Genomic DNA, 25,615 nt, shown 5'->3' on the forward strand with positions numbered 1-25,615 from the left:
GACGCCCGCAACCGCCGACAGCGCCCTCGCCCGGCCCGGTCCGGCGGTTCCGGACCGTGCGTTGCCGAGCGAGCCGAGGAAGGCGTCGGACGCCATGCGGACGGTGAGCGCCTTCCCAGCGGCCAGGCGTACGACGGCGGGGGTCGCCCCCCAAGGCCGGGTGGGCCCGCCGGAAACTGCCCAACCGTCACGGCGAACACCATTGCAGTACTAGAAACCGCCGCGCGGCCGGGGGCCTCCGGCCGACGCGGCCGCCGCTTCGCCGATTGCCTCCACGAGTGGCAGCAGCCGGTGCGGCACCCGCTCGCGCAGGGCCACCTCCGTACGGGTCCGCACCACGCCCGGCACCTGGATGAGGCGCTGGATGACGTCCTCCAGATGCTCGTTGTCCCGGGCGGCCACCCTCGTCAGCAGATCGCCGCCGCCGGTGATCGAGAACGCCTCGATGATCTCCGGCAGCGCCGCCAGAGCGTCACCGACCTCGTCGAGGTGGCCCTGGGTGACCTCGATGTGTACGAACGCCAGCACCGGATGGCCCAGCGCGGCCGGAGAGAGCCGGGGCCCGGTGCCGGTGATCACACCGTCCCGCTCCAGCCGGTCCAGCCGGGCCTGGAGGGTGCCCCGCGCGATGCCGAGAATGCGCGCGTACTCGCGCACGCTGGTGCGGGGCTGTTCCAGGAGCAATCGCAGGATCCGGGCGTCGAGCGCATCAACCGTCATGGCCCGTTGGCCTCCTCCCGGCCGCCGTTCTCATCCTTCGACTGTACCAACGGCACAGTCCATCGGCACCGGCTTGAGCCACTGTCCGGTCAGGTGCTTTCCTTTCTTCGTAGATGGCGCTGCGCAGCGCCGGACGGCGACGAGGCCGGTCCGGACCCGCGGCGCCTTTCCCATGTCCGCAGCAGCCGATCTGCGTTCGACAGGAGGCGTTCCGACCGTCGTGAAGAGGATGTTTGTGGCCCCGGACCCGGGGCGTGTCCGACTGCGCACCTCGTTGCGCGCCGTTCTCGGCACCGGCCTCTCGGTGGCCGTCGCCGAGGCAGCCGGCATGTCCCTCGTGGCCTCCGTCACCGGAGGCCTCGCCGCGCTCCTCGCCCTCTTCACCGTCACCGACGCCACGGTCAGGGCCCAGGTCCGCACCACTGCCCTGCTCCCCGCGGCAGGGTTCCCGGTCCTGGCCCTCGCCACGACGCTGCACGACATGCCCCTCGTCCGCGACGGCGTGTGGCTGGCCGTCGTGTTCTGCGGTGTGTACGCCAGGCGCTGGGGCCCGCGCGGACAGGCGCTCGGCATCTTCGCGTTCATGATGTTCTTCATCACGCAGTTCCTGCAGGCCGTACCGGCGCAGCTGCCGGAGCTGTACGGGGCGGTGTCCATCGCCCTGCTCGTCACGGCCTCGGTGCGCTTCGGACTGTGGTGCATCGAGCGGCGCACCCCGGCGCCCGCCGGGCCGGCGCCGCTCACCGGCCGCCGCCTGACGCGGCCCACCACGCGCCAGGCCTTCCAGGCCACCGTCGCCTGCGGGGTGGCCCTCGCGGCGGGCCAGGTGCTCTCCCAGGAACGCTGGTACTGGGCCGTGGGCACCGCCTGGTGGATCTTCGTCAACACCTCGTCCCGCGGCGAGACCCTGGTCCGCGGCTTCCGCCGGGTGGTCGGCACCGTCACGGGCATCGTCGCGGGGCTGCTGATCGCCGTGCCGCTGGACGGCGCCCCCGGACCGACCGCCGTCCTCGTCGCCGTGTGCGTCTTCGGCATCTTCTACACCGCGGCGCCGTCCTACAGCTGGATGATCTTCTTCGTCACCATCATGGCCGGCCTGCTGTACGGGCTCCTCGGGGTCCTGCACCCCGGACTGCTGCTCCTCCGCTTCGAGGAGACCGCGGTCGGTGCCTTCGGCGCCGTGGTCGGCGTCGCCCTCGTGCTGCCCGTCACCACGGACGCGGCCACCAATGCGTGGATCGGACGCGCCCTGCACTGCGTACGGGGCTGTGCCGCGGAGGCCGCCCGCAGGCTCGCCGGCGACGAGACCGCCGACCCGGCGCCGCGCGTCGCGGAGCTGCAGCTGCTCCTCGGACGGGTGCGCATGTCCGTCGCCCCGCTCGTGCATCCGCTGAGCCCGCTGCGGGCCCGCAAGGCGCGCGCCCGCCAGGTCCTCGCGCTGCTCGACGACTGCGCCCGCGAGGTGACGGGTCTGGCCGCGGTCGCGGCCGACCCGGACGCCTCGCACGACGCCCGGCTCGCCGCGGCCTGCTGGCGCGTCGAGGCGGCCGTGGAGGCACTGGTGTCGCGCGGCGCCGCGAAGCGGGACGCCTCGGGACCCGTGCCCGTCGACCGGGTGCCGGACCGCCACCCCGGCGCCGAGGCCGCGCTCACACACCTCCACGGTCTGGAGCGGGCGCTCACGGACCTCGCCGCGCCGCTCCACACCTCTCCGCGCTCCCCGCTCGTTCCCGCCTGACCGTACGCCCCGGCCTGGCCGCATGGCAGTGTGGCGCGTGTGTGAGGCACGTGCATCCGGCACCTACAGGGTGGATCAGGCCTGCGACGGGGTAGGGCCATCCGTCAATGGACGGAGCCACTGGGGCACGTGGGGGTGCGCAGATGCGGATGTTCCGACGCCGGGCGACTGCCGAGGGGAATCGATTCCCCGCTCCGAGGTCCGAGCCGCCGCCGACCGAGGAACACGGACGGGCCGTGGGCAGCGGTGCACAGCCCCGCTGCCCGGTGGGCCACCCCGCCGCGCCCCCGGCCCGCACCGGCACCTCGTCGAGACCCGAGGGCTCTGACCGCCTGGAGGCAGTGCACCGGGAGGCCGAGGAGTTCGTCCTGCTCCACCACCGGGAGGAGCGCCCGGGCGTGGATCCCTCGCGGCGGCTCGCCGAGGTGCACGCCGAGATCCGGGACACCGGTACGTACCGGCACACGGAGGCCGAGCTGGTGCACGGCGCACGGCTCGCCTGGCGCAACAGCAACCGTTGCATAGGCCGCCTGTACTGGCGTTCGCTGACCGTGCACGACTGCCGGGACGTACGGGACGCGGACGGTGTGGTCCGAGAGGCCGTCACGCATCTGCGGCGGGCCACCAACGGCGGCCGTATCCGTCCGCTGATCACGGTCTTCGCGCCGGACGCTCCCGGCAGCCCCGGCCCCCGGATCTGGAACGAGCAGCTGGTGCGCTACGCCGGATACCCGCCGAAGGCCGAGGACGAGCCGGTGCTCGGGGACCCGCGCAACGCGGGCCTGACGGCGTTACTCCTCGGCATGGGCTGGCCCGGCGGTCCGGGCACGCCCTTCGACGTGCTCCCGCTCGTCGTGCAGGGCGGCGACGGGGAGCCGGCCTGGTTCGAGCTGCCTCCGGACTCCGTACTGGAGGTCCCCATCCGGCACCCGGAGGACGCCTGGTGGGAGGACTGGGGGCTGCGCTGGCACGCCGTCCCCGTGCTGTCCAACATGTGCCTGGAGATCGGCGGCGTCTCCTATCCCGCCGCCCCCTTCAACGGCTGGTACATGGGCACCGAGATCGGCGCCCGGAACTTCGGCGACACCGACCGCTACGACCTGCTGCCGCGCATCGCCGAGCGCATGGGCCTCGACACGTCCACCGACCGGAGCCTGTGGAAGGACCGCGCGCTCGTGGAACTCAACCGCGCCGTCCTCCACTCGTACGACCGCGCGGGAGTGACCGTCACCGACCACCACACCGAGTCGCGGCGGTTCCTCGCCCATGTGGAGCGCGAGGAGCGCAGCGGGCGCGCCACGGGCGCGGACTGGTCGTGGATCGTGCCGCCCATCTCCGGCTCGGCCACATCCGTCTTCCACCGCACCTACGACCCGACCGAGCGGCGGCCGTGGTTCGTCCACCACCCGGAGGCGCTCGCCCGCTCACGGGGGGATGCGAAGCCCGGCACGTAGCCGGCCGTGCGCCCCGCTGTCACGGGTCGGGTGCGGTCGCCACGCCCGCCTGCGCCCGGCCCCGCAGCTTGGTCTATACCTTTCTTGTGAGGGTGCCGTCCGTACGCGCCGTCACGTCGGGGTGCGGACGGCGAGGGAAGGAGACGCGGTGGCGGACACGGGACACGACACGCCGGGCCGGGCCTTCATCGGCTCGTTCACCGACACGGGGGGCGCGGGCATCATCGTCTGCGCCGTGGACCCGGCGACCGGCGCGCTCGCGCCCCTCGGGTCCACCGACGCGCCCCCCAATCCGTCGTTCCTCGCTGTGGCGGCGGACGGCCGCGTCCTCTACGCCGTCGGCGAGACCACCGAGGGCACCGCCGCGGCCTTCGACATCACCGCCCCCCTGCCGCGCATGCTCGGCACCCCCGTACCGGTGGACGCGGACGGGCCGACGCACGTCACCGTGGCCGCGGGGCAGCTGATGACCGCCAACTACGGCTCCGGAAGCGTCAGCGTGCTGTCCGTCCTCGGCGACGGCCGTCCGGGAGCCGTCGTCGCACAGTTCCGTCACACCGGCAGCGGACCGCGTGCCGAGCGTCAGTCCGCACCCCACGCCCACCAGGTGCTGCCCGACCCCGACGGCCGTCGACTGCTCGCCGTCGACCTCGGTACCGATTCCCTGTGGATCAGCGATCTCGGAGCGCCCGGTGCCCCGCCACGGGCCTGCCGGGAGATTCCCCTCCCATCGGGCAGCGGCCCCCGGCACCTGGTCTTCCACCCGGCGGGCAGCCATCTGTACGTCCTGAACGAGCTGGAGCCGACCATCACGGTGTGTCGCTGGGCCGCCGCCACCGGCACCCCGGTACCCGTCGGCACCGTGCCCGTGGTCCCGGAGGGGACGGTCACGGACTGCTACCCGTCCTCGCCGGTCGCCGCACCCGACGGCAGGTTCCTCTGGGCGGCCGTCCGGGGCAGCGACACCATCGCCGTGCTGTCCCTGGACGAGGGTCCGGAGCACCCCCGCCTGGTCGCCTCCGTGCCCTGCGGCGGTCACTGGCCCCGCCATCTGACCCTCGACCCGGAGGGCCGCCGCCTGTACGCGGCGCACGAGCGGTCCGGCGACGTCACCTGGTTCGACCTCGATCCGGAGACCGGTGTGCCGCACCGCGCCGGCTCGCTGCCTGCGCCCGCCGCCTCCTGCGTGGTCTTCGTCTGACCGCCCGCGTCGGCAGCTTCCGCCTCCAGGGGCCCCGCCCGGTGTCCGAACCGGAGGAGGCCGGACCGCGTCATGCGAGAGGCCCGCACCGGGCGGTGCGGGCCTTCTCGCGCATCACTGCGCCGACAGCGGGATCCGGCGTCAGTGGATCGGCATGCCCGGCGCCTGCTGCGGCGCGACGCCGATCGCCGAGGCGTACTGCGACAGCACCAGCTTGCCGATCGCGGGGTACGCGCCGAGCGCCTCGGCGGTCTCGCAGCCGGCTTCCTTGGCCGCGTTCTCCACGAGGCCGTCGACGGCCTCGGGTCCGATCAGGTACGGCGCCATGGCGAGCTGCGTCGAACCGGAGCCGCGCAGCTGCTCGGCGATCGCCGCGACGGAGCCCTCCTGGTCGAGGGCGGCGGCCATGACCGGCACCGCGAGGCGGGCTGCCAGCAGCATGCCGGTGATCCCGGCGGCCTGCACGGCCTCCTCGCCGCCGACGGTCGCCAGGACGATGCCGTCGGCCGCGGTGGCCACGGTGAACAGCCGCGCGCGGTCGGCGCGGGCGAGTCCCGCCTCGGAGAGGCGGACGTGCAGCGCCTCCGCCAGCAGCGGGTGCGGGCCGAGTACGTCGGTCAGCTCGGCGGCGGTGCGGCTGTCGTTGATCGCCTGGCGTATCCGGCGCACGGTCGCGCTGTCGGGGCCGGCGAGCAGGGGCACGACGACGGCCACCGGACCGTCGGCGTGGGAAACCTCACGGCCGGCGGCCTTGGCCTGCTCCAGGCGCGCGGTGCGCTCGGTGGCGACGAGGGAGAGGACTGCGTCCAGCGTCGGGTACTCGGCGCCCGTGCTGTCCACGTAGCCGATCCGGGCGTCCAGGCCGGGCAGCTCCGAGCGGGCGATGCTGATGACCTCTTCGGCCAGGCTGCGGCTCGCCGGGGTCGGGTCGCCGGGGACGGCGAGGACCAGCGCGGCGGCGTTCTCGGGCGCCACCACGGGTTCCGGGCGGCGGTGCCGACCGGACGGGCGGGGTCGCGGCATTCGTACTGGCAGGCCGGTGGGCCCAGTGGGGGAGCTCATGGCGCCGCATGCTACTGGTTTTGTCTGCGCGGCTGTTCGGGGAGGGGGTGGTCCCGCACTGTATGTGCCGATTTATTCTTGGGATCTCTTCGGATCAACCACCCGGTTCCGCCAGGACGTGCAGCATGTGACGATCGCGGGGAAGACGCAGGCGGTCCGTCACGAGTGCGGACGCGATGCGCAGTGCGCCCTGGAGGGGATCCCCTGCCGCGGACACCAGCCGGGCGCAGGGCAGTTGGGCTGCGAGCTCCTCGCGCACAGGCACGGTGAGGACATCGCCGAAGGCGAACAGGCCGCCGGTGAACGCGACTTCGCAGGACAGCCGCTCCTCGCCGGCCGTGGCGGGGAGAACCGCCGCCGCGGTTTCCACGATGTGTTCCGCGGCGCGACGCAGGATGCCCGCGGCGACCGGGTCGTCCGCCGAGCACCGGACGACCTCGGGTGCGAACGAGGCGAGTACCGCGGGCCGGTCGGTGCGCGGGTACAGCAGGGCCGGCAGACCGGCCGCCGGGCCGAACACGGCCTCCAGCCGGGCGAGCAGCGGCGTGGAACCTCCGCGTCGGCCGTCGTGGGCGCGCAGGCCCGCCTCCAGGCCGGCACGGCCGATCCAGGCGCCTCCGCCGCAGTCGCCGAGCAGATGGCCCCAGCCGTCCGCGCGCCGCCAGGACCGCAGGTCCGTGCCGAGGGCGATCAGCCCCGTACCGCCCGCGACGACGACACCCGGGCGGTTCCCGAGCGCGCCGGCGTACGCGGTGACGGCGTCGGCGGCCAGCGCGACGGTCCGCACGCCCAGGGCGGATCCCATTGCGCCGGGCAGTACGGCCCGGAGATCGTCGCCCAGGGAGGCCATGCCCGCCGCACCGACGGTGACGGCTGCCAGTGAGTCCCCGCCGGCCCGGGCGAGGAGCGTGCGTGCTGCCGGCAGGAGCCGTTCGAGGAGGTGCGCTGCGTCGATTCCGGCAGCCCCGGTCCGTACCGGCTCCCGGAACTCCAGGGTGCGGGCGGCCGCAGGCCTGGCCGGGGCGGCTTCCGGCGCAGGCCCCGGTTCTCCGCCGGCGTACGTGTATGCGTCCGCGTCCGCCAGGGCGATGCGCAGCCCGGACCCGCCCGAGTCGACGCCCAGCACCCAGCGCACGGGGCCCCGGGTCATGGCAGGCGCCAGTCCACCGGTTGGGCTCCCATCCCCACGAGCAGGTCGTTCGTCCGGCTGAACGGCCGCGAGCCGAAGAACCCGCGGTCCGCGGACATCGGGGACGGGTGCGCGGACTCGATCGCCGGGAGGTTCCCGAGCAACGGACGCAGGTTGCGGGCGTCACGGCCCCACAGGACCGACACCAGCGGCGTGCCCCGGGCGACGAGCGCCCTGATGGCCTGCTCGGTGACCTCCTCCCACCCCTTGCCGCGGTGGGCGGCGGGCTTGCGGGGAGCAGTGGTGAGCGCCCTGTTCAGCAGCAGGACTCCCTGCCGGGTCCATGGCGTCAGATCGCCGTTGGACGGGCGGGGGAGCCCCAGGTCGCTGTTCAGCTCGCGGTAGATGTTCTCCAGGCTCCCGGGCAGCGGCCGTACGTCGGGGGCCACCGAGAAGCTCAGCCCGACCGCATGGCCAGGCGTCGGGTAGGGGTCCTGACCGACGACGAGGACCCGCACCTCGTCGAACGGCTGCTGGAACGCACGCAGTACGTGCGCCCCCGCCGGCAGGTACGTGCGCCCTGCGGCGATCTCTCCCCGGAGGAAGTCGCCCATCGCGGCGATCTTTCCGGCCACGGGCTCCAGGGCGTTCGCCCAGCCCGGCTCGACAATGTCCTTCAACGGTCGTGCAGCCACGGGAGATCACTCTAGTGCCGTAACGGCACCTCTCCGCCTGCTTCGGCGGACCCGGTGTCCGTGCGGTCCCCGGCGGAGACCCACGGGGCGGCCGACACGGCGGACGGGGGCCGACACCGCGGACCCGGCCGGTACCAGCGGACCGGGCCGATACCGGCGAACCGGGCCGCCACCACGGGCACCGGCCGACAACGCCGAACCGGGCCGCCACTGCGGTGCACCGGCCGACGCCGCCGTCCCTCCCGGCAGGTCAGCCGGTCACCGCGGCCCGCACGCAGAGCACGTCCGGAAGGTGCGAGGCGAGCAGCTGCCACGTGTCCCCGTCGTCGGGGCTCGCGTACAGCTCGCCGTTGCGGTTGCCGAAGTACACCCCGGCCGGATCGGCGTCGTCCGTGCACAGGGCGTCGCGCAGGACCGTCCCGTAGTGCTCGTCGTCCGGCAGGCCCTCGGACAGCGGGTGCCAGGTCGCGCCGGCGTCCTCCGTCCGGAAGACGCGGCAGCGGTGCTCCGCCGGAACCCGGTCCGCGTCCGCCTGGATGGGGAAGACGTAAGCGGTGTCGCCGCGGCGCGGGTGTGCGGCCGCGGCGAACCCGAAGTCGGAGGGCAGGCCCGAACCGATGTCCACCCAGCCGGCGCCCGAGTCGTCGCTGCGGTAGACGCCCCAGTGGTTCTGGAGGTAGAGCCGGCTCGGATCAACCGCGTCCTGGGCGATCTTGTGCACGCACTGGCCGAACTCCGGCTGGGTGTCGGGCAGGAACACCGCCGACACGCCCCTGTTCGACGGCGCCCAGCTCTCCCCGCCGTCCAGGGTCCGGAACACCCCGGCCGTCGAGACGGCGACGGTCACCGCCCCGGCGTCCCGCGGATCGGTCACGACGGTGTGCAGGCCCTCACCGCCGCCGCCCGGCATCCACTGCGAGCGGGTCGGGTGCTCCCACAGCGGCCGCACCAGGGTGAATGTCTCGCCGCGGTCCTCCGACCGGAACAACGCGGCCGGCTCGGTCCCCGCGTACACCACGTCGGGGGCCTCGGGGCCGGCCGGATGCAGCTGCCACACCCGCTCCAGTGACACCCCCGTGAACTGCGGGAATTTCACCGCGGGTTGCCTCGGCTCGTTCCATGTCGCGCCGAAGTCGTCGGAGTGGACCACCGAGGGGCCCCAGTGCGAGTCCACCCCGCCGACGAGCACCCGGGGACGGGACCCGCGGGTGTCGATGGCGACGGAGTAGATCGCCTCCGCGTTGAAGTGCGGCCCCGCGAAGTCCCACACACCGGCGCGCCGGTGGCCGATGAAGAGTCCCTTGCGGGTGCCCACGGTGAGTAGTACGTCGGACATGGCCGACACCTCCAGGACGCCGTTGTCTCGGACTGGGGCCAGTCTGCACCCCACCGCCGACAGTGGCCCTCGGAACGGCCTTTCCCCAGGTCGGACCGCGTGTGTGTGCGGCACGGCGGGGAAGGGGCCGGGGTGCGCCGTTGCCGGCTACCCCTCATGCCGGCGCCCGGCTCGGCCCCCGGACCCTCAGCACTGCCAGAGGAACGCGGCATCACGGCAGTCGCCGCAGCGGAACACATACGCGCAACCGCCCCCGTAGTTGGCGGCGGTCAGCGGGTCGTGGCCCTGTTCGAGCTGCGCCGTGAACGCCATGCGGGTGCCGCACGACGGGCAGGGAGGCGTCTCGTCGTACTGGAGCCAGGACGGCTCGCCGCCGAGCGCGCCCAGCACCTTGCCATCGGCGTCCGCGTCCTCGCCCTCGGCGCGTTCCGACGCCGTGTCGTAGTCCTCGGCGTCGACGTCGAGGAGGCGGAAGACGGTGGGCGGGCCGAGGAAGGTCTCGCCCTCGGCGGGAACCGTGCCCTGGCCTGCGTAGATCATCAAGGTCACCATGGCCGCAGGCTAGATCACGCCGCTGACGGACCCCCGGCTTGCCATGGGCCGCACACCTCCTTGTACGAGGATCCTCGTAATTCGATGATTCTCGTACTACGATGGGTGTCGTACCAAGCGAACGCGGCTTCACACCTCCGGAACGGAGTCCTTCATGAGTGCCCTCTTCGAGCCCCTCGCCCTGAGGTCCCTGACCATCCCCAACCGGATCTGGATGGCGCCCATGTGTCAGTACAGCGCGGAGACCTCCGGACCCCTGGCCGGTGTCGCCCATGACTGGCACTTCGCCCACTACGCGGCCCGCGCCGCCGGCGGGACCGGGCTGATCCTCGTCGAGGCCACCGCAGTCTCCCCGGAAGGGCGGATCTCGCCGGCCGACCTCGGCATCTGGAGCGACAACCAGACCGAGGCGTTCCGCCGGATCACCGGGTTCCTCAAGGAGCGCGGCACGGTCCCCGGCATCCAGCTCGCCCATGCGGGCCGCAAGGCCTCCACCGACCGGCCCTGGAAGGGTGGTGCCCCCGTCGGCCCCGACGCGGACGGATGGCAGCCGGTCGCCCCCAGCCCGCTCCCCTTCGACGAGGGATACCCGGTGCCGCAGGAGCTGACGGTCAAGCAGATCCATGAAGTGGTGGGCCAGTTCGCACGGGCGGCGGGCAGGGCGCGGGACGCCGGCTTCGAGGTCGTCGAGATCCACGGTGCGCACGGCTATCTGATCGGCGAGTTCCTCTCCCCGCACTCCAACCGCCGTACCGACGCCTACGGCGGCTCCTTCGAGAACCGCACCCGGCTCGCGGTCGAGGTGGTGGACGCGGTCCGCGCCGTCTGGCCCGAGGAACTCCCCCTCTTCTTCCGCGTCTCCGCCACGGACTGGCTGGACGAGGGCGGCTGGACCGCCGACGACACCGTGCGGCTCGCCGCGCTCCTCGAGGACCACGGCGTGGACCTGGTGGACGTCTCCAGCGGCGGCAACGCCCCACACGTCCGTATCCCCGCCGGTCCCGGGTACCAGGTCCCGTTCGCCTCCCGGGTCAGGAGCCGGACCGGTCTGCCCGTCGCCGCGGTCGGCCTGATCACCGAGCCCGAGCAGGCGGAGAAGATCCTCGCCAACGGCGAGGCCGACGCGGTGCTCCTCGGCCGCGAACTGCTGCGCGACCCCTACTGGGCCAACCGTGCGGCCAGGGAACTGGCCGCGGAGGGCAGGGTTCCCGAGCAGTACCACCGCGCCGTCTGAGCCGGTTGCCGGGTTACGCCGCGGTACGATGGAGGTCCAAGTACGACGGTTCTCGTACCATTCGGATCTCGGACCATCGCACCGGACAGGGGGAAGTCGCCGTGACCACCGCGACGAACAGCCGCGAGCTCGCCCACCCGACACGCGCGGAGATACGGCTCGAGGAAGTGCTGCACGCCTTGTCCGACCCGATGCGGCTGCGGATCGTCCAGGAGCTGGCGGGGACCGAGGAGGAGCTGTCCTGCTCGCACTTCGACCTGCCCGTCACCAAGTCGACGACCACGCACCACTTCCGGGTCCTGCGGGAGAGCGGTGTGATCCAGCAGGTCTACCGCGGCACCGCCAAGATGAACGGACTGCGCCGCGGCGATCTGGAAGTGCTCTTCCCCGGTCTGCTCGACACGCTGCTGGCCGCCGCCGACGAGCAGGCCGACCGGCTCCGGACGGCCGCGCACGGAAACGGCTGACCGCGACACTGCAGGCAGGTCCGAGCGGGCGGCTGCCCGGAGGACCGGCCGGCCGACGGTACGGGGCAGCGGAAGGGCAGCCGGTGCGGGGCAGGGAGGGGCCTTTGGAGCGGGGCAGTGGTGGGGTCATCTGAACGTTCCGTGTCACGGCGGCCATCCCTCCAGCGCCCCTTCGCCCAGCGTGGCGCCACCCGGCCTGGTTCCTCGGAAGCGCGGGCTGCGTGTGGCGTGCCGTTCCCCGGAAGAGACGCTTCGGGCCGTCTCGCGCGGGAGGGGTCCTCAGGACGGTCCGCCGCCCCGCGCCGCACACAGCAGTCCCTCCCAGTCCGGGATCTTCACCGATCCACGCCCCAGCGACCGCCCCAGGGCGGTCTCCGCCTCCTCGATCGCCAGCCAGCCCGGCCACTCCACCGGCCGCAGTCCCAGCGCTCGCAGCGCCGCCACCGGATCGCTCGCCGCGGTGCGGCGCAGCAGCGCGGGCGCGTCTTCCAGCAGCGAGGCGGCGGTCTCCTTGGCGCAGGGCCGGTTGGTGCCGATCACCCCGGTCGGCCCCCGCTTGATCCAGCCCGCGACGTACTCCCCGGGCGACGGGGAGCCGTCCCTGAGCACACGGCCCGCCGAGTGCGGCACGGTGCCCCGGGCCGCGTCGAAGGGCAGCCCTTCCATGGGCACTCCCCGGTAGCCGACCGCGCGGAGCACCCACTGCGCCTCGATGTCCTCGTACGTCCCGGTGCCGCGCACTCCTCCGGTGCCGTCGGGAGCGGTGCGCTCGAACCGCACCCCGGCCACCCGGCCGTCCCGTTCGAGGATCTCCGCGGGCCGCAGGTAGAACCGCAGCCGGATGACCCGCTCGCCCCCGGGCGGTTCCGCGCCCGCCCAGCCGCGCAGTACCTCGACATTGCGCCGGTTCACCGCCGGCAGCGCCGCCGGATCCGCGAAGGCGGGGTCGAGCGCCAGCTCCTCGGGGTCGACCCGGACCCGCGCTCCGGGCAGTGAACCCAGTTCGCGCAGCTCCTTCGTGGTGAACCTGCCCTGCGACGGGCCCCGTCTGGCGACCATGTGCACCGCGCGGACGTGGCTGCCGGCGAGGGCCCCGAGCGCCGCCTGCGGGACGTCGGTGGGCCGCAGCTCGTCGGCCCCGCGGGCCAGGATGCGGGCCACGTCCACGGCCACGTTCCCGGCGCCGATGACCACGGCCGAGCCGGCGCCGAACGCGAAACCGTGGCCGACGGCGTCCGGATGGGCGCTGTACCAGGCGACGAAGTCGGTGGCCGAGCAGCTGCCCGGCAGGTCCTCGCCGGGGATGCCGAGCCTGCGGTCGGTCGCGGCGCCGACGCAGTAGACCACGGCGTGGTAGAGCTCGCCGAGCTGCGCGGGGCTCACCCCGCCCGGCCCGACCTGGACGTTGCCGACGAAGCAGATCCGTTCGTCCTCCAATACCGTCCGCAGGTTCTTCTGGAGCGACTTGATCTTCTCGTGGTCGGGGGCCACGCCGTAGCGCACCAGACCGTACGGGCAGGGCAGCCGGTCCAGCACATGGACCCGCACGTCCGGCACCACGTTCTGCTGGACCAGTGACTGGGCGGTGTAGACACCGCTCGGGCCCGAACCGACGACAGCGACGCGAAGCACGGTGGTGCTCCTTTCCCGCGGTTGACTCCAGCATTGCACCGGATCTCATGGCCCGGCGAGGGTCAGGACATGGAGCGCATACGGTTGATTTCCGAGGTCTGCTGGGCGATCACGTCGGTCGCCATCTCCTCGATCTGGCTGTTCCTGCCCTGACCGAGGACTTCGACGGCCATCGTGACCGCGCCGTCGTGGTGCGCGATCATCAGCTCCAGGAACAGCGCGTCGAAGGCCTTTCCCTTGGCCGCCCGGAGGGCCGTGAGCTGTTCCGCGGTGGCCATGCCCGGCATGGCGGCGGCCCCGTGGCCGTCGCGGTCGCCGTGGCCTTGCTTCTGGCCGGAGCCTTGTCCGTGGTCGCCGTGCCCGCCGTGGTCCTTCCCGGCTCCGTGCCCGGAGAGCCACCCCTGCATGGCGGCGATCTCCGGTTTCTGCGCGGCCGCGATACGTGCGGCGAGGCGGCGCACCTGCCGTGAACCGGCCTGCTGCGGGGCGAGCGCCGTCATCACCAGGGCCTGGGCGTGATGCTCGATCATCGTCCGCGCATAGGTGAAGTCCGCCTCGTTGGGTGTGTCCTCCGGGCGGGCCTTCGCTGCCTCGGCCGCCGAGAGGGTCTTCGCCGGCTCGCCCGGCCTGCCGGGCGCTACCACCTTGACGCCCGAGTCCGCGGCCGCCTCCGTTCTCCCGGTGCCGCCGGCCTCCGCGTCGCACGAGCTCAGGGCCAGGACGGACGCGGCCGTCACGAGCGCAGCGGTGAACGTCCTGGCGCGGACGGTCTGACGACGGGTCGTCATGATGACCTCCTGGAATCACGGGGAGCCGGAAGTGCGGTGTACGACAGGACAGTTGCCATCTTTTGATATGTACATGCAGCGACGATACTTCCGTGTTGCGTGAACCGTTCCTGTACCGAACGGCAACATGGGAGGACACAGTGACCACGTTGCACAGCACCGCAGGACGACACAGACGACTCGGTGTGGCGGCGGCGACGGTGGGGCTCATCGCCACGCTGTTCACCGCCGGACCGGCGGCGGCGACCCCGGACCCGGGGGACGCGCCGGCCACAGGTACCGCGGCGTCCGAGGAGCAGGCCGAACGGGCCCGTGCCGCCGTCGAGAGCGGCGAGGTCCCGGCACCCGACGAGATCGTCCACAGCGACAACATCGAACATCTCGCCAACATCCCCAAGGACGTCCTCGCGGGGACCAACACCGACCTGGCGTTCCAGGGTTCCTACGCCTACGCGGGCAACTACGACGGCTTCCGGATCTTCGACATCAGGAACCCCCAGAAGCCCCGGACGGTCGCCCAAGTGCTCTGCCCCGGAGGGCAGAACGACATCTCCGTCTCCGGCGACCTGCTCTTCCTCTCCACCGACTCCTCGCGGAGCGACGACTCCTGCAACAGCGTCCCGCAGCCCGCGACGGAGAAGTCGTCGTGGGAGGGGATGAAGATCTTCGACATCAGCGACAAGGCCAACCCGAAGTACGTCGCCGCCGTCGAGACGGCGTGCGGCTCGCACACGCACACGCTGGTGCCCGAGCGCCGCAATGTGTACATCTACGTCTCGTCGTACTCGCCCAGCGAGACCTTCCCCGACTGCCGGCCGCCGCACGACGGGATCTCCGTCGTCAAGGTGCCCCGGAAGGCCCCCGAGCTGGCCCGCGTGGTGAACTTCCCCGTGCTATTCCCGGACGGCGGCAACCCCGGCGCGCCCGCCAACCCGGGCGTCTCCAAGACCACCGGCTGCCACGACATCACCGTGCTGCCGTCACGGGACCTCGCGGCCGGTGCCTGTATGGGCGACGGCATCCTGTTCTCGATCGAGGATCCCGAGCAGCCCAAGGTCATCGACCGGGTCCAGGACAACGTCAACTTCGCCTTCTGGCACTCGGCCACCTTCAACCAGCGGGCGAACAAGGTCGTGTTCACCGATGAGCTCGGCGGCGGCGGAGCCGCCACCTGCAACGAGGCCACCGGTCCGAACCGTGGCGCCGACGGCATCTACGACATCGTCGGGAAGGGCGACAAGCGCAAGCTGGTCTTCCGCAGCTACTTCAAGATCGACCGTCATCAGGCCGACACCGAGGTCTGCGTGGCCCACAACGGTTCGCTGATCCCGGTCAGGGGCCGCGACATCATGGTGCAGGCCTGGTACCAGGGCGGCATCTCCGTCTGGGACTTCACGGACTCGGCCAGGCCCAGGGAGATCGGCTACTTCGAGCGCGGCCCGATCAGCACCGACCGCGTCACCACCGCCGGCTCGTGGTCGGCCTACTACTACAACGGCCACATCTACTCGAACGACATCGCCAAGGGCCTCGACGTGCTGAGGCTCGACGACCGGCGCACCGACCCGGCGAAACGGGTGAGACTGCACGAGCTCAACGTGCAGACGCAGCCGGACTACTTCGCTGACGACTGGTGGGACTGGGACGACTGAGTCCCCCGCGGCAGCTGCGGCAACTGTGACGGCTGAGTCGGTGAGGACCGCTGAGCCGACTGGGACAGCCTGGTCGACTGGGACGGCCGAGCCGATTGGCCCGGCCGAGCCGACTAGGACGGCCGAGTCGGCCGTGGCGTCGGATCCGTGACGTCGTCGACGTCCTGACGAACCGTTCCGCCGGGCGGCTCCTCGCCCGGCGGAACACCGAGCTCCCAGTCCAGCCCGTACCGCTGGAACAGCTCCCGCCGCAGCAGCGGCAGCGGCATCGGCGCACCCGGCAGCAGCGCCGCGAACACCGCGCCCATGAGCAGCGCCCGCAGCACCGGATAGTCGGAGTTCACGTTCTGCGCGCCGTAGCGCTCCACAGTGTCGCGCAGCAGTGTGGCGAGGCGCTGCTGCTCGGGACACTGCACGAAACCCTCCGCCTGGAGGATTCCGGCCATGTGCGTTCTCATCAGCACCGGATGGTCACGGGTGAGCCCGAGGATCGCGTCGATGGCCCGGGCCAGCCGCTCCCGGCCGTCCTCGGTGTGCGGCTCGCGCTCCAGCGCCGCCTCCAGAGTCAGGTGCATGAGTCGGTGTACGGCCGACTGGAGCATGTGGCGCTTGCCCGGGAAGTAGTACGAGACCAGGCCGCGTGCCGAGCCGGCACGGTCGGCGATGTCACCCAGGGTCGTGGCCTCGTACCCGCGCTCCCCGACCAGCTCCACCGTCGCCTGGAGCAGTCGCTCGCGGGAACGCCGTCGCAATTCTTCATTGACCGAGGCGCTGCGCGGCGACATCCTGTAACTCCTGCGTTGACTGGCTCAGAGCCAATATACTCGGGGCGGCCCGTTCAACGGGCACCCCGCTCGGTTCTGGCCTGCGGGTTTGCTGTCTGTCTCGGGCGACGCGGGGGATCGCCCGAGACCGGCGGCAGCCCTGCCCGCCCGCTCCGCAGCAGCCCGTCCCCGGAGGGGATCAGGGCCGTCCGCGTGCACATCACGGCGGCGGCGATCACCGCGACTCCCAGCAGCCAGCCGCCCAGCACATCCGAGAACCAGTGCACCCCCAGGAACACCCGGGTGAACCCGACTCCGACGGCCGAGACCGCCGCGACCGCGACGGACGCCTGCCACAGCACGGGTCCCGGCCGGTGCGGCCGGTGCAGGGACAGCAGCCAGAGGAGCAGTCCGCCGGTGACCACGACCGTCATGGCGTGCCCCGACGGGAAGGCGGCGTAGTGCGCCGAGTCCACGGGGTCCGGCCACACCGGCCGCTGCCGGTCCACGAGCCACTTCAGCCCCTGCTGGAGGAGGCCGCCGACGGCACTCGTCGCCGCGATCACGAGCGCGAGCACCCGTGCACCCCGTACGAGCAGCCAGACGACGGCCGCGGCGGCGACGGCGCGCATCGTCCAGGGGTCCCACACCCAGTCCGTCAGGATCCTGTTGGCCTGTGTCACCGCGGGGTCGTCCACCGCCCACCGGTGCAGACCGACCGCGATGCGCGCGTCGAGCAGCATCAGCGGCCCCCACTCCGAGGCCACGAGCAGCGTCAGCGCCAGCGCCGCCGCCGCGCACCAGGATCCTACGAGCAGGGGGACGCGTACCTGGGGGGCTCCCGGGGCACGTGGTGTCAGCAGTGACTGAGGGGAGGCCATGCACCGATCCTCGCCCATCCCGTACACCACAGCCATCCCGCCACGGGCCCGGGCTCACCCGGGACGAGCACCGGTACCACCCGATGGGCGGCAGAGCCCGGAGCCGCCCGCCCACGCCTGGAGGGGTCGCGGAATCGTCCGGTGCAGCGGCCCGGAGCCCGGGGACCGCACCGTGTGCGGTGCGTGGGCGCCCGTGGCGGGGCGGGCCGGCCGGAGTGTCCCCAGGAGGGCCGAGGCACCCCCCGGCAGGGCCGAGGGAGGCACGCTGGGTGCGGCGACCGGTGCGGCACGCCGTCATACCGGAGCCTCTTTCGACACGGTGTCCCGTCCGGACAGTGGGGCCCGTCCGGTGGTCCGGTGCGCCCGGTGGTCCAGTGCGACCGGTGGTCCTGCGCGGCTGGTGGCCTGCTGCCGGTGGGCCTCCCGACCCCGCCGGTCCCCCGCTCCGGGCCCGGGCGCAGCCACCTTCCCCGGCCCCACTACCCGAGCGCGCGCAGTCCTGGTACGAAGGCCACCACCAACGGCACCACCGGGACCAGCGCGGCGGCAGCCGTCAGACGCAGCCGGTGACCGGCCGGGAGACGGGGCTCGCCGGTCAGGAGCCGTCGCACACGCCGCGGGACCTCGCCGTCGGTCGGGCACGGGCCGAACACCCCCCGGTGTTCATTGAGTTCCACCAGAGCCAGCGCCGTCGTCAGCCGTCCGAACCGCCGGGAGGCCGCGTCGTCGGCGGCGAGCTCGACCAGGCGGTGCATCTCGTCGCGGAACGCGGCGAACACCGGGATCTGCGGAAAGCCGTTCGCCAGCGCGGCGGAACAATGCAGCAACCAGTCGTGCCGGGCCCGCGCGTGCCCCTGCTCGTGCGCCACCACGGCGTCCAATTGACGGCCTTTCAGGCGACGCAACGCGGCCGTGGTGATGACCAGTTGGTGCGGCGGGCCGGCCAGCCACCAGGCGTCGGGCCGGTCGCTCTCCAGGACGACCAGGGGGTCCTTCCCGGGAGACGGCTCCTCACCCGGCAACAGCGGTACGCGCTGGAGCAGGTCGGCGCGGCGTCGTGCCCGGCGCCGACGCGCGGCGTGTATCTCGCGGGTCAGCATCGCAGCCGTCCACGCCCCGCCGCAGGCCAGCGCCACCGCCATCACGGCCGACCAGGGCCCGTACGGTCCGAGGGCGTACGCCTCGACGACCGCGCGCGGGGCCGGGGCGAACACATGGCCCCGCACGGCCTGCCAGGATGCGGCAGCGCTGAGCACCATCGACAGCGCGAAGGAGAGGAGCACCGCGACGACCACGCACTGCCAGACCCACAGCGCCACCACCGGCTCGCGCTCCGGCCATTCGGTCCGGGCGAGCAGGCGCGGGGCGATGACGGCAGCCACGACGCCCAGCAGAAACAGCGCGAGGGAGACCATCATGGCGCCAGCCTATGAGCGGGGCCCTACCCACGGGTATGGGCTTGCGGGCCCTGTGACGCACGCCACGGCACGCGCCCACCGCCGACGCGGCCGCCTCATATCGGCCCGACCGTCGATGCGGCCACTGCATATAGTCCCCACTGTCGATGCGGCCGCCTCGCACCGGCCCCACTGCCGACACGATCGCCTCACACCGGCCCCACCGTCGACACGGCCGCCTCGCACCGGCCTGCCTCAGAGGGTGAGCAGCATCGCCAGCATCCCCAGCCCCATGGTCACCCGGCACGCGGGCACCAGCCCGCCGCGTCCGGCCGGGAGGGTGTCCCCGGCCCGGGACGGGGTCGTCAGGACGGCGTCCGTGGCATGGAGGGGGCCCGCGGCGCCCGCGGTCCCGGCGCCGGACGTCGCCGGGACGAGGGTCGATCCGGTGCGCAGCACGTACCCCGCGTAGTAGGCCAGCAGCAGCCCGGTGAGCAGGGGAACGCCTCCGGCGGCGGCCGCGGGGGCGGCGCCCCCGGACGCATGGCCGGTGTGCTCTGCGGCGCCCGGGCTCGCCGGCAGCATCGCCAGCGCCATGTAGACCATCGCCAGGGAGCCGACGAGATGGTGCAGATGGTGCACGTTCCAGGAGCGGAGCGCCCACAGGGAGTGCAGCGCCGCGCCTCCGAACACCAGGGCGTACAGCGCCCACACCCAGGGCGGGGGAGCGAGGGCAGTGGCGGGCACGGCCATACCGGCCATGCCGAACCCCATCAGTGCCTCGCCTCCCGCCGTGGCCCGCGGACCGCGCGGGGCACCGCGCATCCGGAGCAGGCAGTACGTACCGGTCACCGCGCAGAGCGCCACGAGCAGCCAGCCGGACAGTGCCGGTCCGTGCACGGTGCACCTCCCCGTCGGGCCGGTCGACCCTTCGGGCCGGTCGGCACATCGAGAAGTCGATTCCCGCACACGGCGGAGGACACGCGAGCGCACCGGCACACGAGGGGAGCGCGCAGCGGCGCGCGGCCCGTACCCCGCGCCCGGCAGGCGGTCCCGCCCCGGCACGGCTCGGCCCCGGGCACCCCGACGCTCGCGGCGCGGCGCGCTCCCCTGCTCCCGTCCGACAAGTCGCGTCGGGCCCTGGTGTCAGGCCGCGCGCCAGTATCCCAGGGCGGTGACACGGTCCTTGGGGAACGCGAGCTCCCTGCGTACGAACGACGTGAGATTGCGCGTCGTCGCCGTGTCGCAGGCGATCCACACGTACGCACCCGCCGGATCGTCCACCAGCCCGGGGAGCTGGGACCTGACCTCCTGGACGAGACGGGCGCCCGCGTCCTCGCGCGGGACGCGCCGGAGTTCGTGGTGCCGGGAGTCGAGGCGTACGGGAAGGTCGTCGTCCGACGTGTGCGAGGTCTCGAACCAGATCGTGACGGGAAGCCCCGGAACGGCGTCCAGCAGCGAGTTGATGGCCGGGAGCGAGGCGGGGTCGCCGATCACGAACAGCCGCGAGGGCCGGGGCTCGGGCGCGTCGAATCCGGTGCCCTGGAGGGTCGCCTCGACGGTGTCGCCCGGCCGCGCCCCGCGTGCCCAGTCGCTCGCGACGCCGTCGTGGAGTGCGAACTCCAGGCTGAACGTCCCGGCTTCGGGGTCGGGGTCCACCAGCGTGTAGGCCCGCTGGTGCGGCTTGCCGCCGTTGTCGAACCACAGGCGCACCCACATCGTGGGGTGCACGCCCGCCGCCGCGAGCATGCCGCCGTCCGTGAGATGCACGCGGCGGAAGTACTCCGTGACCTGTTCGGCTCCGGTCACCGTGAACACGAAGTCCTTGCCCCGCATCAGCTTGAGGACCACGCCCTCCCAGCCATGCCCCATGGTGTCTCCTCTCCCTCGGGCCCGGGACGCCCTCACGGCCCGGGTCGATCCGGTTCGCCCGGCCATGGCGATTGCGTCCGGCCAGTTGATCGCATAGGTTAGGTCAGCCTAACCTAATTCAATTCGGGAGCATCGTGAGCATCGAGGTCTATCGGGACGCCTGGGGGATCCCGCATCTGCGCGCCGGTGATGCGCTGGAACTCGCCTTCGCCCAGGGGCGCAACGCCGCCGTGGACCGGGCCTGGCAGATCGAGGTCGAGCGCCACCGCTCCCAGGGCACCACCGCCGCCTTCCTGGGCCCCGACTCGGTCGAGTGGGACCGATTCGCCCGTCGCTCCCTGCTGGACGACACCGCTCGCCGTTGCTTCGCCGCCCTCGACGCCGGAACCGCCGCCTGGATCACCGCATATGTGGACGGGGTCAATGCCGGACTCGCCGAAGGGGCGGACCGGGCGCCCGAGTTCGCCGCCACCGGGCTCACCCCGGGGGAGTGGCAGCCCTGGACCCCGCTCGGCGTCTGGCTCTCCACCCACATCCTGTTCGCCGGCTTCCCGGCCAAGCTCTGGCGCGAGGAGGTCGCCCGTAGGCTCGGCGACGAGCTGACCTGCCTGTTCTCCACGGACGGACCCGGCACCTCGGGCAGCAACGGCTGGCTGGTGACCGCCGGCCGCACCGCCACCGGCGCACCGCTCATCGCCGGCGACCCGCACCGGTTCATCGAGGCCCCGGGCGTCTACCAGCAAATACGTCTGGCCTGCCCGGAGTTCGACGTCGTCGGACTCGCCGTCCCCGGAGTCCCCGGCATCGCCCACTTCGGGCACACCGGCACCGTCGCGTGGGCCATCACCAACGCCATGGCCGACTACCAGGACCTCTACCGTGAACGGCTGCGCCGTACCGGGGAGACCGTCGAGGCCCTCGGCCCCGACGGCTGGCGCCCGGCGACGGTCCGCGTCGAAACCGTCGACGTCGCCGGGAGCGGCCCCGTCGAGGTCGAGGTCATCGAGACCGAACGCGGCCCCGTCGTCATCGGCGGCCCCGACGACGACGTCGCCATCAGCCTCCGCCACGTCCCGCGCGTGACCGGCGACCTCGGCTTCGCCGCGCTGCCCGCACTGCTCGCGGCGACCACCGTCGAGGACGTGGACCGGGCCTTCGACCGGTGGGTGGAGCCCGTCAACGTCGTGCAGGCCGCCGACACCCGCGGCGGACTGCTGCACCGGGTGGCCGGACGCGTCCCGGTCCGGCACCGCACCAACAAGCTCCGGGTCGTCCCCGCCTGGGAGCCCGAGCACCAGTGGACGGAGGCGTACGAGCCGATGCCGCGCGAGGACGTGGACGGCATCGCGGTCATGGCCAACGCACGGGGTCTCGCCACCCCGCTCGGCGTCGAGTTCGCCGCCCCGCACCGCGCCGAGCGCATCCGGCACCTGCTGGAGGGCTCGACGGCATGGCGCGCCGACGACATGGCCGGCGTCCACACGGACACCCGTCTCGCCTCCGCGATCCCCCTCCTGGACCTCCTGGGCGGGCTGGAGGACCTCGGCCCGGACGCCGCCGCGCTCCGGGACCGGCTGCTGGGCTGGGACCTCCGCATGGACTGCGGCAGCACCGAAGCGGCAGCCTACGCGGCCGTGCGGGGCGCCGTGGTCCGCGGGCTCGCAGCCCATCCCGCCCTCGCGGTCCTGGCCGAGCCCCCCGCGTATCCGCCGGTCTTCCAGCCGTGGCTCGCGCTGGGCCCGCGTGTCGCGTTCGCCCTGGAACACCTGCTGACCACCTCGCTGCTGCCGGAGATCGACCGTGCCGCCGTCGTACGGACGGCGCTGGAGGAGGCGGCCGCGGCCGGTCCCGACCACCCGGCGTGGGGCGAGCTCCACCGTCTCGCACCCTGGCAGGCACTGCCCGAGGCGGACGACGTCTGGCCGGGCCTGCCGGGTGACCACGACTGCGTGCTGTCCACGTCGAGCGTGCCGGGCTTCACCGACCGCAGCGCCCGCGGGCCCGCTGCGCGCTACGTATGGGACCTCGCGCGCCGTGACGACAGCAGATGGATCGTGCCGTTCGGTGCCTCCGGCGTGCCCGGCGACCCGCACCACCGCGACCAGCTCCCGCTCTGGCTGGCCGGCGACCTCGCACCCGTGACCACCGACTGGAACGACCTCACCAAGGAGCAGGCATGACCTCCCGGACCCCGATGGACCGCCCGGCCCTCGACGAGCGGATCGTCGACGGCTTCGGAACCGTCCGCATCCTGCGTCTCGACCCGGAGGCCGACGCCGCCCTCGTCCACGGCTGGGTGACCCAGGAGCGCGCCCGGTTCTGGGGCATGACGGACGCCACCCTGGAGCATGTCAGGGACGTCTACGCACACCTCGACTCGCTGACCACCCATCACGCCTTCCTCGTCCTTCGGAACGGTGAGCCCGTCGGGCTCTTCCAGACGTACGAGCCGGAGGCCGACCGGGTCAGCGAGTGTTACGACCCGGAGCCGGGTGACATCGGCGGCCATCTGTTCGTCGCGCCCGCCGCGGCGGCAGCGGAGCGCGGATTCACCGGCGGGTTCATGGCCGGGGTGCTGGCCTTCGTGCTGTCGGCGCCCGGGAACCGACGGGTCGTCGTGGAGCCGGACGTCCGCAACGAGAAGGTCATCAAGCGTCTCGTGCGGACCGGCTTCGTCCTCGGGCCGGAGGTCGTCCTCCCGGAGATCGACCTCCCCGAGGTGTTCATCCCGGAGAAGCGCGCCCGGCTCGCGTTCCTCACCAAGGAGGCTTTCGAGGCGGCCTGATCCACTGTCCGCGCGGCGCCGGAGCGGTCCCGTCCGGCGCCTACAGTCCCGGTCGGTAGCGCAGCGGATGATCGGCGGGGACCTCCACCACGGCGATCCGCACGCCGTCCGGGTCCTCGAGCCACATCTCGATCAGCCCCCACGGCTCCTTGAGCGGAGCCCTCAGCACGGGGACCCCGCGCTTCCGCAGTTCCTCGTGCGCTGCGGAGACGTCGTCGACCTGGAGCCACAGCTGGACGCCGGGAGCGGGCGGGGAGTCGGAGCGGCCGGACACCTCCAGGAAGCCGCCACCGAGGAAGTAGACCGTGCCGCGCTCGGGGCCGGTGCCGAACTCGCGGTAGACGGGGAGGCCCAGAGCCTCCCCGTAGAAGGCCCGCGAGCGCTCGGGGTCCGTGGGGCGGAGGAGGGTCCTGCTGCTCAGTACGTGCACCATGAGGCGGACCCTAGTGCCGGGGTTAGGCTCGGGCAGTCGGAATCGGCCCGCACACACCGATCAGCCGGCACCACATGGTTGAGCACCATATGTCTCAGCACCACATGGATCAGCACCACAGGGAGAGGGGCAGCCCCATGGACACCGCCGCGCGTCCGGCCATCGAAGGACCTGTATTCCGGGACGCCGTGGAGGCTGACGTCGAGGCGCTGGTGGCGCTCGTGGAGTCCGCCTACCGCGGTGACGCGAGCCGCGTGGGATGGACGACCGAGGCGGACATCCTCGAAGGGCAGCGCACGGATCCGGACGGTGTCCGCGAGGTCATGGCCAAGCCCGGCAGCCGTCTGCTGACGGTGGAACAGGACGGCGAGATAGTCGCCTGCTGCCAGCTCGAACACCGCGGCGAGGCCGCCTACTTCGGGATGTTCGCCGTCAGCCCCCGGCTCCAGGGCGCCGGCCTCGGCAAGGTGGTCATGACGGAGGCCGAGCGTCTGGTGCGCGCCGACTGGGACGTTCGTGAGATGCACATGACCGTGATCTCGGTGCGCGATGAACTGATCGCCTGGTACGAGCGCCGCGGATACCGCCGCACGGGACGGATGACGCCGTTCCCGTACGGCGACGAGCGGTTCGGCATCCCGCAGCGCCCCGACCTCCGGTTCGAGCTCCTGGTCAAGACGCTCGGCTGAGCCGGGACGGCTCGGCCGGGCCCGACGGCACCGAGGACCGCGATGCAGCGGGCGAAGCCGCAGGCGCGGCTTCGGCGGAACCGACGCCGCCGGCCTCCGCGGGGTCACAGGCCGGGCGTGCCGGCGCGGCGCGGCCGCCGCCCGAGCCGTCGGCTGCGGCATCGCTGTCCGCGCCCTCGGCCGCGGCCGGATCACGCGGTGAAGCGGCCCGTCCTGCGGATCTCCGGCAGGTCGGTGGCGATGCCGTCCAGCTCCAGGGCCCGGGCGAGCCGCAGCTCGTCCAGGGAGTTCACCACCCAGCCGGTCACCTTCAAGCCCGCGGCGTGCGCCTGCTCCACCACCTCGAGGGTCAGCCTGCGGATGTCCAGCGCCAGCGTGCCCGCGCCGACGGCACGGGCACGGTCCACCACGTCGTCGCCCCAGGCGCTCGCGATCAGAACGGTGCGCACCCCGGGCACCGATGCGGCGACTTCGGCGACCGCCGTGTCGTGGAACGACGAGACCTCGACCCGGCCCACCAGATCGCGCCGCAGCATCACCTCCGCCAGCGCGTGCGCCGCGGCCACGTCCTTGATCTCGGCCTGGAGCGGCACCGACACCGCGTCCAGGACCTCCTCGAAGACCGGCACCCGCTCGCCCTCGCCGGCGTCCAGCCCGCGGAGCTCCGCGAGTGTCATGTCGGCGACCGGACCGCTGCCGTCGGTCGTACGGCCCACGTCCGCGTCGTGCATGACGACGAGGGCGCCGTCCTTGCTCAGATGCAGATCCAGCTCGATGACGTCCATGCCCGCCTGCTGCGCACGGCGGAAGGAACGGAGGGTGTTCTCCGGTTCGACACCCATGACTCCGCGATGACCGATGGTGAGGAAGTTCAAGGTTCACCCGCTTCCGTCTCGACGGCGGCTCCGGCGCGTGACTGTCCCGTGTCGCGCGGTAACCCCGCAGCCTAGTGGCCATCCCTCGCAATGGACCCCGGCGCGTGCGGGAGGAGCGGAGTCGTCCGCTCGGCGTCCCGTGCGGGGTGGGATGGGCGGCGGGTGCGGACGAGGGGGAGGTTCACCCGGCCGTGGGCGCGCCCCCCGCTGCTTGACGCGCCACGGCGCGGCTCGCGTCCAGGGGTGCCGAAGTTGGCCA

Annotated in this window: 24 protein-coding genes; 9 read left to right on the forward strand and 15 right to left on the reverse strand. The window is 72.9% G+C overall.

The genetic code is table 11. The features are described from left to right. Positions 1-210: 210 nt before the first annotated feature. The gene (locus ACZ4Z5_RS13515; RefSeq protein ID WP_468261187.1) at positions 211-720 is read right to left on the reverse strand and encodes an Lrp/AsnC family transcriptional regulator; all 510 of its coding nucleotides are present in this window, start codon (positions 718-720) and stop codon (positions 211-213) included. Positions 721-949: 229 nt separating this feature from the next. Between ACZ4Z5_RS13515 and ACZ4Z5_RS13520 the strand changes: the two genes are divergently transcribed. From ACZ4Z5_RS13520 to ACZ4Z5_RS13530, 3 genes are all read left to right on the forward strand, one after another. Continuing rightward, positions 950-2,458, forward strand: coding sequence for an FUSC family protein (locus ACZ4Z5_RS13520; RefSeq protein WP_468261501.1), 1,509 nt, complete (start codon positions 950-952; stop codon positions 2,456-2,458). A 332-nt stretch (positions 2,459-2,790) separates the two neighbouring features. Further along, the gene (locus ACZ4Z5_RS13525; RefSeq protein ID WP_468261504.1) at positions 2,791-3,912 is read left to right on the forward strand and encodes a nitric oxide synthase oxygenase; all 1,122 of its coding nucleotides are present in this window, start codon (positions 2,791-2,793) and stop codon (positions 3,910-3,912) included. Between the two features lie 148 nt (positions 3,913-4,060). Next, entirely contained in the window at positions 4,061-5,113 is a 1,053-nt protein-coding gene (locus ACZ4Z5_RS13530; RefSeq protein WP_468261190.1) for a lactonase family protein, read from the forward strand. Between the two features lie 141 nt (positions 5,114-5,254). Here the strand turns inward: ACZ4Z5_RS13530 and ACZ4Z5_RS13535 are convergent, their stop codons facing one another. The 5 genes from ACZ4Z5_RS13535 to ACZ4Z5_RS13555 form a co-directional block, all read right to left on the reverse strand. Beyond that, the gene (locus ACZ4Z5_RS13535; RefSeq protein WP_468261192.1) at positions 5,255-6,175 is read right to left on the reverse strand and encodes a sirohydrochlorin chelatase; all 921 of its coding nucleotides are present in this window, start codon (positions 6,173-6,175) and stop codon (positions 5,255-5,257) included. Between the two features lie 94 nt (positions 6,176-6,269). After that, positions 6,270-7,325 (reverse strand): N-acetylglucosamine kinase, encoded by a 1,056-nt coding sequence (locus tag ACZ4Z5_RS13540; protein ID WP_468261195.1) that lies wholly within the window; start codon positions 7,323-7,325, stop codon positions 6,270-6,272. Further along, positions 7,322-7,999 (reverse strand): uracil-DNA glycosylase, encoded by a 678-nt coding sequence (locus ACZ4Z5_RS13545; protein ID WP_468261197.1) that lies wholly within the window; start codon positions 7,997-7,999, stop codon positions 7,322-7,324. The genes ACZ4Z5_RS13540 and ACZ4Z5_RS13545 overlap by 4 nt, the downstream gene beginning before the upstream one ends. 250 nt (positions 8,000-8,249) lie before the next feature. Beyond that, positions 8,250-9,335 (reverse strand): WD40/YVTN/BNR-like repeat-containing protein, encoded by a 1,086-nt coding sequence (locus ACZ4Z5_RS13550; RefSeq protein ID WP_468261200.1) that lies wholly within the window; start codon positions 9,333-9,335, stop codon positions 8,250-8,252. Between the two features lie 186 nt (positions 9,336-9,521). Next, the gene (locus ACZ4Z5_RS13555) at positions 9,522-9,887 is read right to left on the reverse strand and encodes a hypothetical protein (RefSeq protein ID WP_468261203.1); all 366 of its coding nucleotides are present in this window, start codon (positions 9,885-9,887) and stop codon (positions 9,522-9,524) included. A gap of 154 nt (positions 9,888-10,041) precedes the next feature. Between ACZ4Z5_RS13555 and ACZ4Z5_RS13560 the strand changes: the two genes are divergently transcribed. Both ACZ4Z5_RS13560 and ACZ4Z5_RS13565 read left to right on the forward strand, forming a co-directional pair. Beyond that, positions 10,042-11,121 (forward strand): NADH:flavin oxidoreductase/NADH oxidase, encoded by a 1,080-nt coding sequence (locus tag ACZ4Z5_RS13560; RefSeq protein WP_468261205.1) that lies wholly within the window; start codon positions 10,042-10,044, stop codon positions 11,119-11,121. A gap of 101 nt (positions 11,122-11,222) precedes the next feature. Next, on the forward strand, positions 11,223-11,588 hold the full coding sequence (locus ACZ4Z5_RS13565) for an ArsR/SmtB family transcription factor (RefSeq protein WP_468261208.1): 366 nt from the start codon (positions 11,223-11,225) through the stop codon (positions 11,586-11,588). Between the two features lie 279 nt (positions 11,589-11,867). Here ACZ4Z5_RS13565 and ACZ4Z5_RS13570 read toward each other — a convergent pair whose 3' ends face one another. Both ACZ4Z5_RS13570 and ACZ4Z5_RS13575 read right to left on the reverse strand, forming a co-directional pair. After that, positions 11,868-13,220, reverse strand: a complete 1,353-nt coding sequence (locus ACZ4Z5_RS13570) for an FAD-dependent oxidoreductase (RefSeq protein ID WP_468261211.1) — start codon at positions 13,218-13,220, stop codon at positions 11,868-11,870. A gap of 62 nt (positions 13,221-13,282) precedes the next feature. Then, a complete protein-coding gene (locus ACZ4Z5_RS13575) occupies positions 13,283-14,008 on the reverse strand; it encodes a DUF305 domain-containing protein (RefSeq protein WP_468261213.1) in 726 nt (241 codons plus the stop codon). 140 nt (positions 14,009-14,148) lie between these two features. Here ACZ4Z5_RS13575 and ACZ4Z5_RS13580 point away from each other — a divergent pair, with 140 nt between their 5' ends. Beyond that, positions 14,149-15,660, forward strand: a complete 1,512-nt coding sequence (locus ACZ4Z5_RS13580; RefSeq protein ID WP_468261215.1) for an LVIVD repeat-containing protein — start codon at positions 14,149-14,151, stop codon at positions 15,658-15,660. 113 nt (positions 15,661-15,773) lie between these two features. Here ACZ4Z5_RS13580 and ACZ4Z5_RS13585 read toward each other — a convergent pair whose 3' ends face one another. The 5 genes from ACZ4Z5_RS13585 to ACZ4Z5_RS13605 form a co-directional block, all read right to left on the reverse strand. Next, positions 15,774-16,445 carry a TetR/AcrR family transcriptional regulator gene (locus tag ACZ4Z5_RS13585; RefSeq protein ID WP_468261217.1) on the reverse strand — a complete coding sequence of 224 codons (672 nt, stop codon included), beginning with the start codon at positions 16,443-16,445 and terminating at the stop codon, positions 15,774-15,776. 53 nt (positions 16,446-16,498) lie between these two features. Continuing rightward, entirely contained in the window at positions 16,499-17,305 is an 807-nt protein-coding gene (locus ACZ4Z5_RS13590; protein ID WP_468261221.1) for a phosphatase PAP2 family protein, read from the reverse strand. A gap of 479 nt (positions 17,306-17,784) precedes the next feature. Further along, entirely contained in the window at positions 17,785-18,723 is a 939-nt protein-coding gene (locus ACZ4Z5_RS13595; RefSeq protein ID WP_468261225.1) for a M56 family metallopeptidase, read from the reverse strand. A 234-nt stretch (positions 18,724-18,957) separates the two neighbouring features. Next, complete coding sequence (locus tag ACZ4Z5_RS13600; RefSeq protein WP_468261227.1) at positions 18,958-19,602, reverse strand: DUF5134 domain-containing protein; 645 nt, start codon at positions 19,600-19,602, stop codon at positions 18,958-18,960. A gap of 246 nt (positions 19,603-19,848) precedes the next feature. Further along, a complete protein-coding gene (locus ACZ4Z5_RS13605) occupies positions 19,849-20,574 on the reverse strand; it encodes a siderophore-interacting protein (protein ID WP_468261230.1) in 726 nt (241 codons plus the stop codon). A gap of 134 nt (positions 20,575-20,708) precedes the next feature. Between ACZ4Z5_RS13605 and ACZ4Z5_RS13610 the strand changes: the two genes are divergently transcribed. Together ACZ4Z5_RS13610 and ACZ4Z5_RS13615 are read left to right on the forward strand one after the other, a co-directional pair. Then, positions 20,709-22,754, forward strand: coding sequence for a penicillin acylase family protein (locus ACZ4Z5_RS13610; RefSeq protein ID WP_468261233.1), 2,046 nt, complete (start codon positions 20,709-20,711; stop codon positions 22,752-22,754). Continuing rightward, positions 22,751-23,359 carry a GNAT family N-acetyltransferase gene (locus tag ACZ4Z5_RS13615; protein WP_468261236.1) on the forward strand — a complete coding sequence of 203 codons (609 nt, stop codon included), beginning with the start codon at positions 22,751-22,753 and terminating at the stop codon, positions 23,357-23,359. The genes ACZ4Z5_RS13610 and ACZ4Z5_RS13615 overlap by 4 nt, the downstream gene beginning before the upstream one ends. A 40-nt stretch (positions 23,360-23,399) precedes the next feature. Here ACZ4Z5_RS13615 and ACZ4Z5_RS13620 read toward each other — a convergent pair whose 3' ends face one another. Beyond that, positions 23,400-23,792, reverse strand: coding sequence for a VOC family protein (locus ACZ4Z5_RS13620; RefSeq protein ID WP_468261239.1), 393 nt, complete (start codon positions 23,790-23,792; stop codon positions 23,400-23,402). Positions 23,793-23,929: 137 nt separating this feature from the next. On the opposite strand from ACZ4Z5_RS13620, the gene ACZ4Z5_RS13625 reads away from it, so the two are divergent. Next, a complete protein-coding gene (locus tag ACZ4Z5_RS13625; RefSeq protein WP_468261243.1) occupies positions 23,930-24,481 on the forward strand; it encodes a GNAT family N-acetyltransferase in 552 nt (183 codons plus the stop codon). 191 nt (positions 24,482-24,672) lie between these two features. On the opposite strand, the gene ACZ4Z5_RS13630 is transcribed toward ACZ4Z5_RS13625, so the two are convergent. Beyond that, complete coding sequence (locus ACZ4Z5_RS13630) at positions 24,673-25,356, reverse strand: glycerophosphodiester phosphodiesterase (RefSeq protein ID WP_468261246.1); 684 nt, start codon at positions 25,354-25,356, stop codon at positions 24,673-24,675. Between the last annotated feature and the right edge of the window lie 259 nt (positions 25,357-25,615).

This window comes from Streptomyces sp. NPDC030222, from assembly GCF_055573115.1.